Origin of the sequence: Sphaerisporangium sp. NPDC051011 (assembly GCF_040653595.1) — a bacterium.
In the GTDB taxonomy this organism is placed as follows: Bacteria; Actinomycetota; Actinomycetes; order Streptosporangiales; family Streptosporangiaceae; genus Sphaerisporangium.
The window spans coordinates 154843-170832 of sequence record NZ_JBFAGG010000004.1; the positions used below are offsets into that span (position 1 = coordinate 154843).

At 67.7% G+C, this 15990-nt stretch carries 12 protein-coding genes; 8 read left to right on the plus strand and 4 right to left on the minus strand.

Translation table 11 applies throughout. From position 1 onward, the window contains the following. Positions 1–7 precede the first annotated feature (7 nt). A complete protein-coding gene (locus tag AB0H21_RS11040) occupies positions 8–1489 on the plus strand; it encodes a peptidase S10 (protein WP_358514519.1) in 1482 nt (493 codons plus the stop codon). Beyond that, positions 1486–2910 (plus strand): aldehyde dehydrogenase family protein, encoded by a 1425-nt coding sequence (locus AB0H21_RS11045; RefSeq protein WP_358514521.1) that lies wholly within the window; start codon positions 1486–1488, stop codon positions 2908–2910. Before AB0H21_RS11040 ends, AB0H21_RS11045 begins: the two co-directional genes overlap by 4 nt. Here the strand turns inward: AB0H21_RS11045 and AB0H21_RS11050 are convergent. Beyond that, on the minus strand, positions 2869–3810 hold the full coding sequence (locus AB0H21_RS11050) for a LysR family transcriptional regulator (protein ID WP_358514523.1): 942 nt from the start codon (positions 3808–3810) through the stop codon (positions 2869–2871). The two genes, AB0H21_RS11045 and AB0H21_RS11050, sit on opposite strands and share 42 nt — an antisense overlap. A gap of 53 nt (positions 3811–3863) precedes the next feature. On the opposite strand from AB0H21_RS11050, the gene AB0H21_RS11055 reads away from it, so the two are divergent. The 6 genes from AB0H21_RS11055 (at position 3864) to AB0H21_RS11080 (ending at position 10238) form a co-directional block, all read left to right on the plus strand. After that, positions 3864–4022, plus strand: a complete 159-nt coding sequence (locus AB0H21_RS11055; RefSeq protein WP_358514525.1) for a hypothetical protein — start codon at positions 3864–3866, stop codon at positions 4020–4022. A 98-nt stretch (positions 4023–4120) separates the two neighbouring features. Next, positions 4121–5113 (plus strand): membrane dipeptidase, encoded by a 993-nt coding sequence (locus tag AB0H21_RS11060; RefSeq protein WP_358514527.1) that lies wholly within the window; start codon positions 4121–4123, stop codon positions 5111–5113. Continuing rightward, positions 5110–6153, plus strand: coding sequence for a serine hydrolase domain-containing protein (locus AB0H21_RS11065; protein ID WP_358514529.1), 1044 nt, complete (start codon positions 5110–5112; stop codon positions 6151–6153). Before AB0H21_RS11060 ends, AB0H21_RS11065 begins: the two co-directional genes overlap by 4 nt. Next, positions 6150–7745 carry an AMP-binding protein gene (locus AB0H21_RS11070; protein ID WP_358514531.1) on the plus strand — a complete coding sequence of 532 codons (1596 nt, stop codon included), beginning with the start codon at positions 6150–6152 and terminating at the stop codon, positions 7743–7745. Before AB0H21_RS11065 ends, AB0H21_RS11070 begins: the two co-directional genes overlap by 4 nt. Beyond that, positions 7742–7990, plus strand: coding sequence for a hypothetical protein (locus AB0H21_RS11075; protein ID WP_358514533.1), 249 nt, complete (start codon positions 7742–7744; stop codon positions 7988–7990). Before AB0H21_RS11070 ends, AB0H21_RS11075 begins: the two co-directional genes overlap by 4 nt. Next, positions 7983–10238, plus strand: a complete 2256-nt coding sequence (locus AB0H21_RS11080) for a DPP IV N-terminal domain-containing protein (protein ID WP_358514535.1) — start codon at positions 7983–7985, stop codon at positions 10236–10238. The genes AB0H21_RS11075 and AB0H21_RS11080 overlap by 8 nt, the downstream gene beginning before the upstream one ends. A 754-nt stretch (positions 10239–10992) precedes the next feature. Here AB0H21_RS11080 and AB0H21_RS11085 read toward each other — a convergent pair. The 3 genes from AB0H21_RS11085 to AB0H21_RS11095 form a co-directional block, all read right to left on the minus strand. Beyond that, positions 10993–11472: a prolyl oligopeptidase family serine peptidase gene (locus AB0H21_RS11085; RefSeq protein WP_358514537.1), complete on the minus strand. Its 480-nt coding sequence runs from the start codon at positions 11470–11472 to the stop codon at positions 10993–10995. A 21-nt stretch (positions 11473–11493) separates the two neighbouring features. After that, on the minus strand, positions 11494–13755 hold the full coding sequence (locus AB0H21_RS11090; protein WP_358514539.1) for a DPP IV N-terminal domain-containing protein: 2262 nt from the start codon (positions 13753–13755) through the stop codon (positions 11494–11496). Between the two features lie 372 nt (positions 13756–14127). Beyond that, positions 14128–15921 carry a thiamine pyrophosphate-binding protein gene (locus AB0H21_RS11095; RefSeq protein ID WP_358514540.1) on the minus strand — a complete coding sequence of 598 codons (1794 nt, stop codon included), beginning with the start codon at positions 15919–15921 and terminating at the stop codon, positions 14128–14130. Between the last annotated feature and the right edge of the window lie 69 nt (positions 15922–15990).

Below are 15990 nucleotides of genomic sequence, written 5' to 3' on the forward strand. Positions count from 1 at the left end.
TCAGCTGATGCCGGAGAATGCGATTACCGAGAAGACGGCCGAGAAGGCCGGGGATGCCAAGCCGCTGGAGGACCAGCAGTTCGTCACGCGGCATTCGGTGACGATCGGTGGTGAGCGCATCGACTACACGGCCAAGGCCGGCCGGATGGTGCTCCACGATGGCGAGGAGCAGGCGACGCCGAAGGTCGCGCTGTTCTACACGGCCTACCTGCGCGACGGGGTGGAGTCCCGGCGGGACCGGCCGCTGGTGTTCCTGTGGAACGGCGGCCCGGGCTCGTCGGCGATCTGGCTGCACATGTTCAGCCTGGGCCCGCGCCGGGTCGTGTTCGAGGGCGACCCGCTGTTCGACACCTCGCGTTGGGAGTTGCGGGAGAACGAGCACTCGCTGCTGGACGTCGCCGACCTGGTCTTCGTCGACCCGCCGAGCACGGGGTTCAGCCGGGTGGCACCCGGCGAGGACGTCGAGCAGTTCCACGGGGTGGAGGCCGACGCGGCGGTGGTCGGTGACTTCGTAGTCGAGTTCGTCAACCGCGAGCGTCGCGGGGACAGCCCGATCGTGCTGCTGGGCGAGAGCTACGGGACGCTGCGGACCCCGGCGGTCACCGACTACCTGCAAGGGCTGCCCGGCTTCTACGTCGACGGCGTCGTGCTGGTCTCCTCGCTGATGGACGTCGCCGGGGCGAGCTTCGGGGTCGGCACCGCGCTGGGTGCGATCGGGATGCTGCCGAGCTACGCGGCCACCGCGCTCTACCACGGTGTCGTGGCCGGCGACCTGGAGCCGCTGATCGCCGAGGCCGAGGACTTCGCGGTCAACGACTACTCCGTGGCCCTGTTGAAGGGGTCGCGGCTCACCGACAGCGAGCAGGACCGGATCGCCAAGCGGATGGCCGAGCTGACCGGGCTGTCGCCGGATCTCGTCCGCGGCTCGAATCTACGCGTGACATTGTGGCGCTACGTCAAGGCGCTGCTGCGCGACCGGCGTCGCACGGTCGGTCGTCTCGACACCCGCTGGACCGGCATCGACAGCGACATCGTCGGTGAGGCGTTCGAGAACGATCCCAGCATGACGATGATCTGGGGGCCCGCGACGAGGGCGTTCAACCGTTATGTGCGCGAGGACCTCGGCTTCGAGGCCGACCCGGGCCTGGCCTACCGCATGATGATCCCCTTCCCCAAATGGAAGCCGCGCGAAACGGAGCAGAACGGCATCTGGAGCCCGCAGCTGGAGACCGCCACCCAGCTGCGCACGTCGATGAACCGTGCTCCCCACCTCAAGGTCCTCCTGCAGAGCGGCTACTACGACCTCGGCACGCCCTACTTCCCGGCGGAGATGACCTTCGACCACCTGTACCTCGAGCCCGAGCGGGCCCGCAACGTCACCATGAAGCGCTACGAGTCCGGCCACATGATCTACCTCCACGAGCCGTCGCTCGCTCGCATGAAGGCAGACCTGGTTGTCTACCTGGCGACCCTCCGGAATGCGCAATGACCGAACACGTATGCGCGATCCGCGAGCTGGTCGACGGCCACGCCGCCGTGCCCGCGCAAGAACTCGCGCCTATGTTGACGGATCCGGACACCGGGGAGGTGTTGCACGGACAGCGAGCCAGCGCACCCGATTCGGTGGAGCGAGCGCTCGCGACAGCCGCGTCCGTCCACGAGCAGGAGATATGGACAGGCCTGCCCCTCGGCGAGCGCGCCGCCGCGTTACGCAGGCTGCAGGCCGAACTGACCGCGCGCGTGGAGCAACTGGCCGGCGCGGACAGCCTGGACAGCGGCGTCCCCTATGCGGTGACCAGCGCGTTCATCGGGGCGGTGGCGCAGATCCTGGAGGCTGGGGCGGCGCAGCTCGAGGAAGGCTTCGGACACGCCGAGCAGGAAACGTCCGCAGGACCGTGCGACCAGTGGCGCCTCCCGTGGGGCCCGGCCGTCGTGCTCCTGCCCTGGAACGCACCGACACACATGGCGATGGTCAGAACAGCCGACGCGCTGGTCGCCGGCTGCCCGGTGATCCTCAAGCCGTCGGAGTGGTCACCGCACTCCTCGGGTCCGTTCGCCGAGGCGGTCCAAGCCGCGTTGCCCCCGGGCGTCGTGCAGATCATCCAAGGAGATCGCGCGGTGAGCGAGGCGCTCGTCGAGGATGCGCGGACCGCCGTCGTCTCGTTCACGGGCGGAGTCCCTGGCGGCAAGGGTGTCGCCGAGGCATGCGGCCGTCAGCTCAAGCCCGCCGACCTCGAACTGTCGGGCAACAACCCGGTCGTCGTGCTGCCGGACGCGGAGCCCGCCGAGGTCGCCACGCAGGTCGTCTTGGCGATGCTCACGCTCAACGGCCAGTACTGCGTCGGGCCGCGACGGCTGATCGTTCCCGAAGACAAGGTGGAGGACTACCTCACCGCGTTCGGGACGGTTCTCGAATCCGTCACGATCGGGGCCACCACCGATCCCGCGACCCAGCTCGGGCCGCTGTCCCACGAACCTCACCTGCGCCGGCTTGAGGCCCAGCTCGCCGAATTCGAGTCGCGTGGCTGCGAGGTGCGCCGGTTCGGCAAGCTCCCCGGAGGGGCCGGCCACTTCCTGGCGCCCACCGTGGTGCTCGCCGACAAGGCCGCTGACCTGAGGGAGGAGGTCTTCGGGCCCGTCCTGCAAGTGCGCAGCTACCGGACGCTCGACGAGGCGGTCGCGATCGCCAACGATCACCCCTACGGCCTGAGCGGTTACGTCTTCGGCGCGGACCGTGCCCTGGCCCGGACGGTGGGCCGCCGCCTGCGCGCCGGCCTGGTGCGGCTCAACTCGGCGTACGGACCGCCGGACTCCTCGCCCGTCGCCAGTGTCTGGGGAGTGAGCGGCATCGGCCAGTTCGGATCGGGGCTAGGGGCGCAGTTCTTCAGCGGCGCGCGCTTCGTCGGCTGACCCCGGCAAGCCGGCGGCCGCTTCGCGCAGCTGGTCGAGCACCACGCGGACGGCGGCGCGGGTAGCGGAGGTGGAACGCACCGCCCCGACGACCTGGCGGCGGTAGGCCGAGCGGAGTTCACGCGTGACCACATTGTAGCGACGGTCGACGGCAAGCTCGGGCAGCAGCGCGATGGAGCCGCCGGCCTCGATGTGTTGCAGCGCGATCAGGAAGCTGTTGAAACGGCAGATGATCCGTGGCTCGAAGCCGGCCGCTCGGCAGAGCTGGATCGCAAGGCTCGACATGTAGAGGCCTTCGGGCTCGAACGTCCATGACTCGTCGGCCAGCGTGGAGAGGTTGACGGTCTCGTGCCGAGCGGCGGGATGGCCCGGGGGCAGCACCAGGACGATGGAGTCGGTGAGCAGCGGTACGACGTCGAACTCGGATCGCAGCGGCGCTTCGAACACGTCTTCCGTAGTGATGATCGCATCGACGTGGCCACGTAGCAGCGCATTCGAGCTCTCATTCGGCTCGAGCTCCTCGATGTGAACCTCAACGGCGGGGTGCTTCTTGCGGAGGGCGGCCACCGTGGGCACGACGAGCGAGTGGATGGCGCTCTGGAACGAGGCCACCCGAACCATCCCGGTGGGCTCGTTGTCCACTGCGTGGAGTTCGGCCCTGGCCTCGGTCATCGCGTCCAGGATCGCGCGGCCACGCTTGGCCAGCAGGTGCCCGTTCGGAGTGAGCCGGACGCTTCGTCCCGTCCGCTCGATCAGGCGCGTGCCGACCTCGCTCTCGAGCAGCGACAACTGCTGGGACACGCTCGATGCGCTCTGATGCACGGCCTCGGCGACCCCCCGCACCGTCCCCAGCGTCTCGAGCTCGCACAGCAGGCGCAGCCGCCACGGGTTGATGGGCACGCCATCGACTCTAGCTGTTCGTAATCGCCGTACACCAGATCAAGAGATGTGTGATGGACGTGCTTCACGAGACGTCCTTAGCGTGTACGACATCACGGCCGAGGACGTGGCAGCGAACCCGGCCGGCCAAGCACTACGAGCGGCTGGCGCCGCGGCTGGAGACGTACGAGACGCTCTCCGGGCATCCGGTCGAGGACGTCTACACGGCGTGACCTGGGTCTGCGATGTCCTGCGAAACGTCTGGGGTGTGCACACGCCCTCGACGGTGATCCAGCCGGCGGACTCAACCCAACCTCGTGAGGAGATTCGAATGATCAACAGCTACGTCGGTGGGGTGGTATATGACGTGTTGGCGCATCACGGGGTTCCGGGGAGTCGGGCGAATGTATTGCGAGATACCTACGTTCCGCGGTGGAGGGCCGGCGGCTTGACGGCTGCGGTGGTGCAGGTGTCGGACTGGCGCACGATCAACATGTACTTCGCGGAGTTCTCGCGTGCGGAGGGTGAGATCACCTACTGCGCGACGCGGGCGGACTACGACAACCGTCCTGAGGGCTCGTTCGGGATCTTCCTCTCGCTGGAGGGGCATGTTGACTTCGCCGGTGATCTGGAGGCGCTCTACACGCTTTCCCAGTTGGGTGTCACCACGTTCACGTTCTCGCACAACCGGCAGAACCTGCTGTGTACCGGCAGCAACGAGCCGATGGAGGGTGGGTTCAGCTACTTGGGCAAGGAGACGCTCAGGGAGTTGGAGAACGTGCCGATGATGATCGATCTCGTGCACATGTCTCGGGCCTCGTTCTGGGATGCGCTGCGCTACTACGACGGTGACCTGTTCGTGTCGCATTCGAACGCCGATGCGATCTGCCCGCATCCGCGCAACCTGACCGATGATCAGATCAAGGCGGTGGCCGAGCGCAACGGGGTGATCGGCCTGAACACGTTCCGGGGGTATGTGTCCTCGGATCCGATGAAGGCGACGCTGTCGGATCTGCTCGATCATGCGATGCACATGTGCGAGCTGGTCGGGCCGGAGCACATCAGCATCGGCGCGGACTACTGCGAGTCGCCGGTCGAGATGCTGATCCCGGTGCTGGACTGGGTCGATCCGGAGGGTGCGCACGGCATCAAAGGGCGGGCCCGTGAGCTCTACAGCTTCGGCCCGGACGGCCTCGAGGACCCGAGCCGGCTGAGCGAGCTCGCCACCGGCCTGGCCGAACGCGGGCTGAGCCAGGACGAGGTCGACATGATCTGCGGCGAGTCCTACCTGCGCATGCTCGAGCGCGCAAGGCCGTCGAAATGACCGGCATGGCCACCGAGGTGTTCATGAACGACGCCACCGCCGAACGTGCCATGTCCGAGATCGCGAAGGCGGTCGAAGGCTACTGCGCCGAGCACCACGAGCTGACCGTCATCGCCGGCATCACGCAGGGCGGGACGCGTCATATCAGGTCATTCCGGTCTTCCGATGCCAAACCTGTCACCGGCGAGAAGACCGTCTACGAGATCGGCTCGTTCTCAAATGTCTTCACCACGGCGCTGTTGGCCGTCATGGAGTCGAAGGGGATGATTTCCCTCGACGACACCACATCCACGGCCGGCATCGATCGCATCGGCAAGATCCTCGCCAGGATGGTCGATCAGGATGTGCGCACCAGTTACCTGCAATACCGCAAGGAGGACCTCTACGAACAGCGGCGCGTCGCCGAACTCGCTCGTCCGCGCCGCAGCGGATGGGCATATTCGATCATTCGAATGTCGGTGCTCGGCCATCTCTTGGACGTAGAGGCCGGCCAGTCGTACGAACGCCTCCTTAGGGAGTTCGTCTGCGAGCCCCTGGGCCTCCATGACACCGCGTACAGGCTCACGGACGAGCAGCTGGCCCGGGGGGTACGGGGCGACGACGAAACGGGCCGGCCCTCACCGGTTTGGTACTGGGACGTGATGGTGCCGCAAGGCGGCCTTCGCTCCACGTTGGACGACATGCTCGCCTTCGCGGAAGCCAACCTCAGGAACGACGGGTCACAGCTGTCGACCGACCTGCGGCGCGCCCGTGAAACGCACTTCGAGTGGCCCGAGGGCGACGAGCGTCCAAAGCCGGCTGGCGGGAACCCGCCGTTCAGGCAAGCGCTCGGCTGGCGGAGACACGAAGGGCCGAGAGGCATTATCTCGTCCCATGGCGGTGCGACCCGTTCAAGCCAGTCGTATCTCGGCGTATGCGAACAGACTCAAACGGGCCTCGTGGCGTTCGTGTCGGGTGACAGGAATCTGGACGACATCCACGTCTTCCCGGCGTTCGCCGACGGGTTGATGCACAAGACGATGGAGGTCGTCGCCGCGTGACAACATTTGACCTGCAGGCCCGCACTTTGCCGGCCATCCTGAGGTGGCAGGCCGAACGGCGTCCTGACGACGCGTTCCTGCAGTTCGGGCGGGCGGCCGCCACGACGTTCGGTGCGGTCGAGCTGCGGACGAATCAGCTCGCGCACGGCCTTCGCAGCCTCGGCGTGGGCCACGGACATCGCGTCGCCATGATTCTGCCCAACTGCGTCGAGATCGTGACGACCTGGTTCGCCCTCGCCAAGCTCGGCGCAGTCCAGGTGCCCATCAACGTCGAGTTGCGCGGCATGCTGCTGGCTCACGTTCTTGGCAACTCAGGGGCGGAGGTACTCGTTTGCCATCGCGATTTCCTGGCCGACATCGCCCCTGTGGTGAACCAGCAGGCAGCCCTCCGAACCGTCGTCGTCGTAGCCGGTGGCGTCGAGGACGCGCGCGCCGCGGGCATCACGGCCGATTGCGTCCTGACCTACCCGGAACTGTTCACCGGGCCGTCGACCTCGCTCGACGTCGACGTGAGCTATACCGATCCACTGGCCATCCTGTATACATCCGGCACCACGGGCCCCGCCAAGGGCGTGGTCATGCCGCACCATCAGTACTACGTCTGGGTCGAGCTCTACGCGCGCAGTCTGCAGCTGACGAGCGACGACAGCTATTTCACCCCGTTACCGCTCTTCCACGCCGATGGGCAGTTGTGGGGGGTCTACTTCCCGCTGGTGTTCGGCACGAAGGGCACCTTTGTCGAGCGCTTCAGTGCGAGCCGCTATTGGGAACAAGTGCGGGAGAGCGGCGCGACGGCGACGAACATGCTCGGCTCCATGGGTCACATCCTCTGGAAGCAGGAGCCGTCTGCCCGAGACGCCGACAATCCGTTGCGCGTCGCTCAGGCGCTGCCGATGGTGCCCTTCAAGAAGGACTTCGAGGAGCGCTTCGGCCTGCGCCTCGTCACGGGTTATGGGCAGACCGAGACGAACTGGGTCTCCTACGACGCACCCGACCAGTGGCGTCCGGGCTCGTGCGGCAAGGTCGCGGATGAGCACTTCGAGGTGCGCATCGTGGACGAACTCGACCAGCCATTGCCGCCGCACGCGATCGGCGAGATCGTCGTGCGTCCGAAGCAGCCTTGGTCGATGTCCTCGGGGTACCATGCGATGCCGAACGAAACGCTCGGTGCGTGGCGCAACCTCTGGTTCCACAGCGGGGACGCCGGGTATCTCGACGAGGGCGGCTGGCTCTACTTTTCCGACCGGATCAAGGACGTGATCCGACGGCGGGGTTCGAACATCTCGGCGTTCGAGCTCGAGACCGTCATCGACGCACACCCGCTGGTGCAAGAGTGCGCCGCGGTCGCCGTGCCCTCGGAGCTCAGCGAGGACGACGTACTGGTCTACGTCGTGGTCGCCGACGGTACGTCGCTCGATCCCGCGGAGCTGATGGCCTACTGCCGCAAGCACCTGCCGCGCTTCATGGTGCCGCGCTACCTGGACATCGGCACCGAACGGCTGCCGCGCACCCCGACAGAGAAGATCGCCAAGCCGGAGCTACGCCTTCGGGGCGTCGGCCCGTCGACCTGGGATGCGGAGGTCGCCGGATGAGTACCGTGGCCGGCACCGCAGCCGAATTTCTCGCACGCTCGGGCGTGCGTCGCATCTACGGTCTCACCGGCAGCCACTTCACGCCGGTGTGGGCCGAGGCCACCGTCGAGATGGTGGCGCTGTTCAGAGCCGGCCGTGGAGACGACCTCGCCGGCCTGATGCACAACCACTTCCGGAACACCCGCAGCATCTGGGCCTCGTCCCAGCCCACCTCCGCCAACAAGAAGGAGTTCGCCCATGACTGATCTCGCCACCCGCTACGCCAAGGCCGAGTCGATGCTGCCGCACAAGATGAAGAGGCTCATAACGTCTTTCAATGTTGTGCCGAGCTGGGTCGGCGAGGGTGAGACGTTCTGGTACCGCAAGCACACCAGCGCCGGCTATGAGTTCGTCGTGGTCGACGCCGAGACGGGCACCAAGCGGCCGGCGTTCGACCACGTGCGGCTGGCCGCGGCCCTGTCCGCTGTGCTGGAGACCGAGGTCGACCCGACGGCCATGCCGCTGGATGAGCTTCAGCTGCGCGACGATGCCGTGCGGCTCACCTTCGGCTTGGTGCAGCTGGAGGTGGCCCTCGACAGCTACACCGCGACGGTCATCGGTCAGGTGCGCATGGAGGAGGCGCTGTCACCGGACGGTCGCTGGGCGGTACTGCAGCGCGACCACAACCTCTACCTGCGTGACACGACCACCGACGTTGAGCGGCAGCTCACCACCGACGGCGTGGACGGGCACGCCTACGGCGGGATGAACGACCAGGTCGCGACTTTCGTAATGCGCGAGAACCTCGGAATCAGCGTGCCGCCGTTGGTGGTGTGGTCACCCGACTCGACGCGCTTCGTGACGCACCGCCTCGACCAGCGTGCCGTCGGGCTGATGCATCTGGTGCGCTCCTCGCCGTTCGACGGAGGCCGGCCGCGGCTGCTGTCCTACCGCTACGCGCTGCCCGGTGACGAGCACGTCGCAAGCGCCGAGTTCTTCGTCTTCGACGCCGTCACCGGCGAGTCGGTCCAAGCCAAGTGCGAGCCGATCAACATGCCCTTCGTGCCCGCCATCGCCTACGGCTGGGTGTGGTGGAGCCAGGACCAGACAAAGGTGTACTGGCTGTCCAACGACCGCGGCGACCACAACGTCGCCCTGCACCAGCTCGACGCCGACACCGGCGAGGTCACCGTGCTGGTCGAGGAGAGCAGCACGTCGCACATCCTCTACGGCCCGCAGCAGCAGAACTGCAACGTGCGCACCCTGTCGACCGGTGAGGTGCTGTGGTGGTCCCAGCGCACCGGGTGGGGCCACCTCTACCTGTACCGCACAGACGGTTCGGTCACCACGCTGACCTCGGGCGACTGGATGGTGCGGCACGTCGTGACCATTGACGAGGAAACGCGTCGGGTCGTGTTCACGGCCGGCGGCCACGACCCGGACGCCGACCCGTACCTGCAGCAGCTGTGCTCGGTGTCGCTGGACGGCGGGGAGGTCACCGCGATCACGGCCGACGGCCTCGATCACGCCACCACCCCGTCGCCGTCCGGCAGGTTCTTCGTCGACGTCACCTCCCGCTGGGACACGCCGGTGCACTCGGTGCTGCGCGACCGAACGGGTGCAGTGGTGCTCGAGCTCGAGCGGTCGGACGCCACCGCGCTCTACGCCGCCGGCTGGGCCCCGCCCGAGCGGGTCGTGGTGAAAGCGGCTGACGGCGTGACGGACATTTACTGCGCGGTCTACAAGCCGTTCGACTTCGACCCGGCGAACACGTACCCGGTGCTCGATTGCATCTACCCCGGGCCGCAGATCTCCTGCGCCCCTCTGCGATTCCCGCTCTCGGGCGGCACGTTCACGGGTGCGGCGATGGCGTTCAACTATCCCGAGGCCTACGCGGCGCTCGGGTTCGTGGTGGTGGTGGTGGACGGGCGGGGCGCCGCGCTGCGGTCTCAAGCCTTCCAGGACTATGCCCGCGTGTCCGGCAACGCCGTCTTCGTGGACGACCACGTCGCCGCCATCGAGCAGCTTGCCGAGGGCCGCCCTTGGATGGATCTGGACCGGGTCGGGATCTACGGTTACTCAGCAGGTGGCTACGCCTCCGCCCGGGCGATCCTGCAGGCGCCCGACTTCTACAAGGTCGCGGTGTCCTCCGCCGGCAACCACGACAACCGCATCAACCACTCCTGGTGGGGCGAGAAGTTCTTCGGCCTCACCGCCGACTACGACTTCGGCGCGCAGGCGAACGTCTCGCTCGTCGACAACCTCACGGGCAAGCTGCTGCTGATCCACGGGGAGATGGACGACAACGCGACCCCGCACCACACGATGCGGCTGGTCGACGCCCTTATCGGGGCGAACAAGGACTTCGACCTGCTCATCATCCCGAACGCCGACCACTTCATGATGGTGAACAGGCCCTACTTCCTCCGGCGGCGGTGGGACTACTTCGTCCAACACCTCCTGGGCGAAACCCCTCCGGCCTACCGCATCGACGACTTTGCGATCGAGATGTGACCGATCACAGGAAGGGTTAAGCGCTGTCTAGCCATTCCTCTCGGGTGAACACCCGAGAGGAATGGCTTTCCTACTTGTGGTTTCGGTGTTACTCTCGGTGATGCAGTGACGGGATTGAACGCACCCGGTTCGCTGGGGAACGGCTCTCCGATCCGTTATCGGCACTGCGACACGCGGCATGGCTTGCCATGCCGGGCAGTGAGTCACGCTGCCGTACGCGGCCCGGACCGTCGACGCCATCGACGGCGAGGAGCTGCAAGCTCGGTCGTTCACGACCGAGAAGCTGACACATGACCCACAGCGCCTGACGTTACGAGCTCGTGTCGCTTCCCGATGGCCGCACGTGCGAGATGCGGATGGGTGGGCCGCGCAGCGAGGTGCCAGCCGCTCGGCTGGTCCTTCCGCGCGGCCTCCCGCCGAACCGGATTTGATGGTTTCCCGATCGTCCGGCTCTCCAGTGACCACTGCGTGAGCGAAGGGTCGTTACGGGTCGCCTCCGCCATCTGCCCGAGCAAGTGATGACGCCGGCACGCGGTCGTGCGGTCCGCGCCGATATCGATGCGTGTGATGTCGGTCCGGCAGGCCGACTCGACGAATTCGCAGCGCGGCGCGCCCAGCGACGGAGGTCGTTCGACCATGTGGGTGTGAGGACGTCGACGCCGCGGTGGTGCAGTGTGACAACTCGGGCGAACGCGAGCGTTGTCGCAGCGACCTGACTCCTCAGGCTCGACCTGGGCGTCGTTCGATCCCTGGATCACCAGCAGTGGACGGCAGATCGCGTCGAGCCGCGAGATCGGCGACCGGGTCGGCATGTCCGCCTCCTGCGCCGGATCGGCTGGATCGCCGACGTACAGGAACCAGTTGCGCTGCAGGAACGCAGGAACGAGCGCGCTTGGATCGGCAGCGTGCGCATGAAGTTCGCCAGGCTCGAGATGCCGCAGTAGTCGATCGCGGACGCGAATACCTCCGGCGTGAACGTCGCGCCGACCAGCGCGCTGTACCCGCCGTACGAGCCGCCGAAGATCGCGACCCGGGCCAGGCCGGCGATGCCCTCCTTGACCGCCCAGTCGACGCCGTCGATGCCGTCGACCTGTTCGATCCAGACGTTCAGCCGGCCCTGCTCCGGTGCGAGGTAGGCGATCCGTGTGCCGTCCGGGGAGATCGACGCGCCCGAACGTACCGGATCGGAGAAGAAGTCCTTTACGGCGTGGCGGATCGGATCGCCACAGGTCACTCCTCAGTCGGTCGTTGCTCGTCAGCCGCCCAGCAGCTCGGGGTCGAGCGGGACGTCGGCGATGCGGTAAGCCGGTGGCGTCTCGCCCATCAGGTGCCGCACCAAGTAGTCCCACCGGCGCCGGAGCCAGTACGCGTTGTGCACGAACAGCCTGTGGTCGGCGTTCGGGATGATCAGCAGGTCGAAGTCCTTGTTGGCGCCGATCAACGCGTCGACCAGGCGCATCGTCCCGTGCGGCGTGGCATTGTCGTCCATTTCCCCGTGGACCAGCAGCAGCTTGCCCTCGAGGCCGTCGACGTGCGCGACGTTGGCGTGCGAGGCGAAATCGAACTCGTCGACCAGACCGTAGAACTTCTCGCCCCACCACGAGTGGTTGATGCGGTCGTCGTGGTCGCCGGAGGACGACACCGCGACCTTGAAGAAGTCGGGCGCGGTCAGCAGCGCCCTCGTCGAGGCGTAGCCGCCGCATGAGTGGCCGAAGATGCCGACGCGGTCGAGGTCCATCCAGGGCCGGGTCTGCGCGAGCTGCTTGATCGCCGCGACGTGATCGTCGACGTACTGGCCGTCCCCGACCCGGCGCGCGTGGTCCTGGAATGCCTTGCTGCGCAGGGCCGATCCGCGCCCGTCGACCGCCACGACCACGAACCCGAGCGCGGCGAAGATCGCCCCCGACCGCTCCGCCGTGAGCACGCCGCCGGCCAGTGGAAAGCGCAGCGGGGCGCAGGAGATCTGCGGGCCCGGGTAGATCTCGTCGAGCACCGGATACTTCTTGTCTGGATCGAAATCGTGCGGCTTGTAGACGGCGCAGTAGATGTCGGTGACCCCGTCGGCCGACTTCACCACCACGCGCTCGGGCGGCGTCCATCCAGTCGCGTACAGCGCCGAGGCGTCGGCCCGCTCCAGATCCAGTACGACCTGGCCCGTCTCGTCGCGGAGCACCGACACGGTCGGGACGTCGTACCTAGAGGTGACGTCGACGAAGAACCGGCCCGACGGCGACGGCACCGGGTCGTGGTCCAGGCCGTCGGAGGTGATCGCCGTTATCTCGCCGCCGTCGAGCGAGACCGAGTACAGCTCCTGCAGGTAGACGTCGGTGCGGGGCTCGAGGCCGGACGCTGTGAACACCACTCGACGCGCCTGCTCGTCGACCGAGACGATCCTGCGCACCGGCCAGTCGCCCGAGGTGACGGGGGTGACCGTGCCGTCCTTGCCGTGCAGGTAGAGGTGCCCCCAGCCGCTGCGCTGCGACCACCACAGCACCTCGCCCGTGCTCAGCACCCGGGCGTTGCGCTCCTGGTGCTGCGAGCCGTGCGTGATGTGCGACGGGCTGGACTCCTCGAGCAGCACGGACACGTCGCCGGTGTCGGGGTCGAGCTCGTTCAGCCAGACGTTGTGGTCGCCCCGATCGCTCGAGATGAAGTACACCTTCGTCGAGTCGGCGCTCCACCAGACGAAGTCGTAGACCATGGCCGGAACGAAGGGGCTGAGGATCGGCTCGCACTTGGCCTGGGTGCTCTCGCCGGTCGCGGCGTTGAATACGAAGTACTCCGAGGTGGCCACCTTCTCGTCGCCCACGAGGGCGTAGCGGTAGCTCAGCGCCTTCGGACGGCCGCCGTCGAACGGCGAGGAGCGCACCAGGTGCATCAGCCCCACCTCGCGCTGATCGAGCCGGTGGGTGATGAACCGGCGCGAGTCCGGCGACCAGAGCACCACGGGCGGCATGGTGAAGCCGAGGTTCTCCTGCATCACCAGCATCGAGCAGGCATCGCTGAAGCAGGCGTATGAATACGCCTCGGTGCCATCCGTCGTCAGTTGCCGTTCCTCGTTCGTGGCCGTGTCGCGGAGGTAGAGGTTGTGGTCGCGAACTCCGACAGCCCAGCGACCGTCCGGAGACTCCGCCTCACCGGTAGGCGCCGGTCCGACGACCCGCGCCCGGTACGTGTCGAGCGACACCTCGACCTGCTGCTTGCCGACCACGACCCGCACCGAGTCCCCGACGAACTCGATGGCGAAGAACGGCAGCGCGGCCGGGTCGACGTCGTGGCCGACGACGCCGCCCAGCGCCACCGCGAGCTTCGCGTGGTCGAACGCCGGCTGCCTGGTGCCGGCCGCCGCGTCGACGAGGATGAACTCGGTGCCGCCGTTCGTAGTGTTGCGGTACCAGAAGGTCTCCGTGTCCTGGATCCAGTACGGGGTGACGCGCGGCGCGTCGACCAGTGTCCTGAGGTTGTGCGGAAGCAGCGCCTCGGCCTTGGCGTAGCGGGCAGTCAGATCGGTCGTCATTACCGCTCCTAAAGATGAGGCCGACCGGCGACGCGACACGAGACGAAGCGCGAAGGCGCTGGGACGGCTGGGTGGCGGTGCCGTGCAAACCCTAATAATGCGTACACTGCCCAGTCAATGCTCTTAGGACAGTTAATGGCCTAACGGCAAAAGTCAAAATGGTGCTGTTCTGCGTCCAGATCACGCCGCGCGTACACCCACAAGGTCTGGGGGAGCACCGTGGAGAACACCGCCGTCACCACCATGCGTCGGCCCTGTCGCTCTTGGGTTGCCCATGACCTCGCGGTGTCGAGCGGCCTGCAAAGTAGCTCACTCACCAGCGGCTGCTACCGGCCACCGAGTCTGCTCGATCAGCCGACCCGGTGGCTCCCATCAGCGGAGGGCCTCGCGCTCGGCCTCGTCCCAGCCGCGCAGCACGTGGAGATCGGGCAGGTCGGCCAGCCCAGCCGAGAAGTCGGGGGAGGGCACGGCACCGCTGGTCTGCACGTCGATCAGGGCCGGCGCCTCTGTCAGCGCGAGCCGTATGGCCGGTTCGAGCTCCTCGATGCGGGTGACGCGTTGGGCGTGCAGCCCGAGAGCGCTCGCGATCCGGTCGTAGCGGCAGCCCGGCAGTTCGGTGTTGAAGCGGGGGTTCGCCGCATAGTTCTCGACGTGGTCGAGCCGCTCGATGTTCCACGCCTGGTTGTTGCTGATGACGAAGACGGGTCGGGCGCCACTCCGGCGGGCGGTGTCCAGCTCCATGGCGTTGAAGCCGAACGCTCCGTCTCCGATCACGGCGACGACGCGGCGGTCGGGGTGGATCAGCGACGCGGCCACCGCGAAGGGCACCCCGACGCCGAGCGAGCCGAACGTGCCCGTGTCCAGGCGGGCCGGTGGCTGGAGGCCGATCCGGGCAAAGGACAGGATGTCGCCGCCGTCGGCGATCAGCAGCGCCTGCGGGTCGTCGAGCGTGCGGTTGAGCACCTCGATCAGCGCGTTCGGATGAATGCGCCCGTCCGGGCCGTAGGGCGTGGCTCGGGCCTTCACGACCCAGTCCTGCCGGCGGCGCCGGTCGTCGCCGCACAGCCGCTCGCGCCAGGCGGTGTCGGGGTCGCGAGGCGCGACGTCGAGCTCGGTCAGCGCCGACAGCACGCGGCAGGGGTCCCCCTTGACCTGGACCTCGGGCGCGCGGTTCTCGGCCAGCTCCTCGAAACTGCGGCCGATGCGGACGAAGGCGCGGGCGGATCCGAACACGGCCGGCGAGCCGTAGCCGAGGGCGAAGTCGAGCCGCCGGCCGATCGTGATCACCGTGTCGGCCTGGCTCATGGCCGCCGAACGAACGGCCGGGACGTAGCCGGCGTGCGTGGCGGGCACCAGGCCCCGGCTCTCGGGGGTGTCGAGGTACAGAGCGCCGGTCGCGTCCAGGAAGTCCACGATCGCTTGCGGGTGCGGGGCCGCACCGCGGCCGCTGATAACGACGGGCCGGCGACTTCGCCGGATCGCTGACGCGGCGGCCTGGAGCGCTCCGTCGTCGGGGTCCATCGGGCTCGCCGCCGTCCGGACGCCGTCGATCGCGCCGGGGTCGTACCACCGGGCCACGCCGCGTAGGACGTCCACGGGGAAGTCCAGGTAGGCCGGACCGGACGGCCCGTCCTCGCCGAGCGCGGCCGCGACGGCGGCGTGCAGGAACGGCAGCAGCTGCCGGTCGTGACCGACGGTTCGCGCGAAGCGGGTGACGGGACGGACGAGACCGGCCTGGTCGAGTTCTTCGAGGGCACCGAGGCCGAGCTGGCCCCGAGGGGGTACGGCCGACAGCACGAGCACGGGCGAGCGCGCAGACAAGGCCGCCGCCAGGCCGGTGACGGCGTTCGTCAGCCCGGGACCGGTGGTGACCGTGGCGACCGCGAGTCGCCCGGTCAGGTCGGCCTCGGCCTGGGCCATGTGCACGGCGGCGACCTCGTGACGGACGTCGACGACCTGTAGTCCCGCGTGCGTGGCCTCTTCCCAGATCGGCTTGATGTGGCTTCCGGTGAGCCCGTAGATGCGGCGGACGCCGGCCTGCACCAGGAACGCGGCCACCGCGTGGGCGACGGTGCGCGGCCGGGCCAGGAAGGCTTCGGAGAGGTGCGGCACGGTGTGTCCTCTCATCGAGGGGGCGTGGGCGATCAGCGTCGGGCCGTGGCGCACGCGGCCATCCTCTCTGATCGGGGCCAGGTGGCATCGTGGGTAATAATGCCGGTCTGGTCAGTCAAAGTT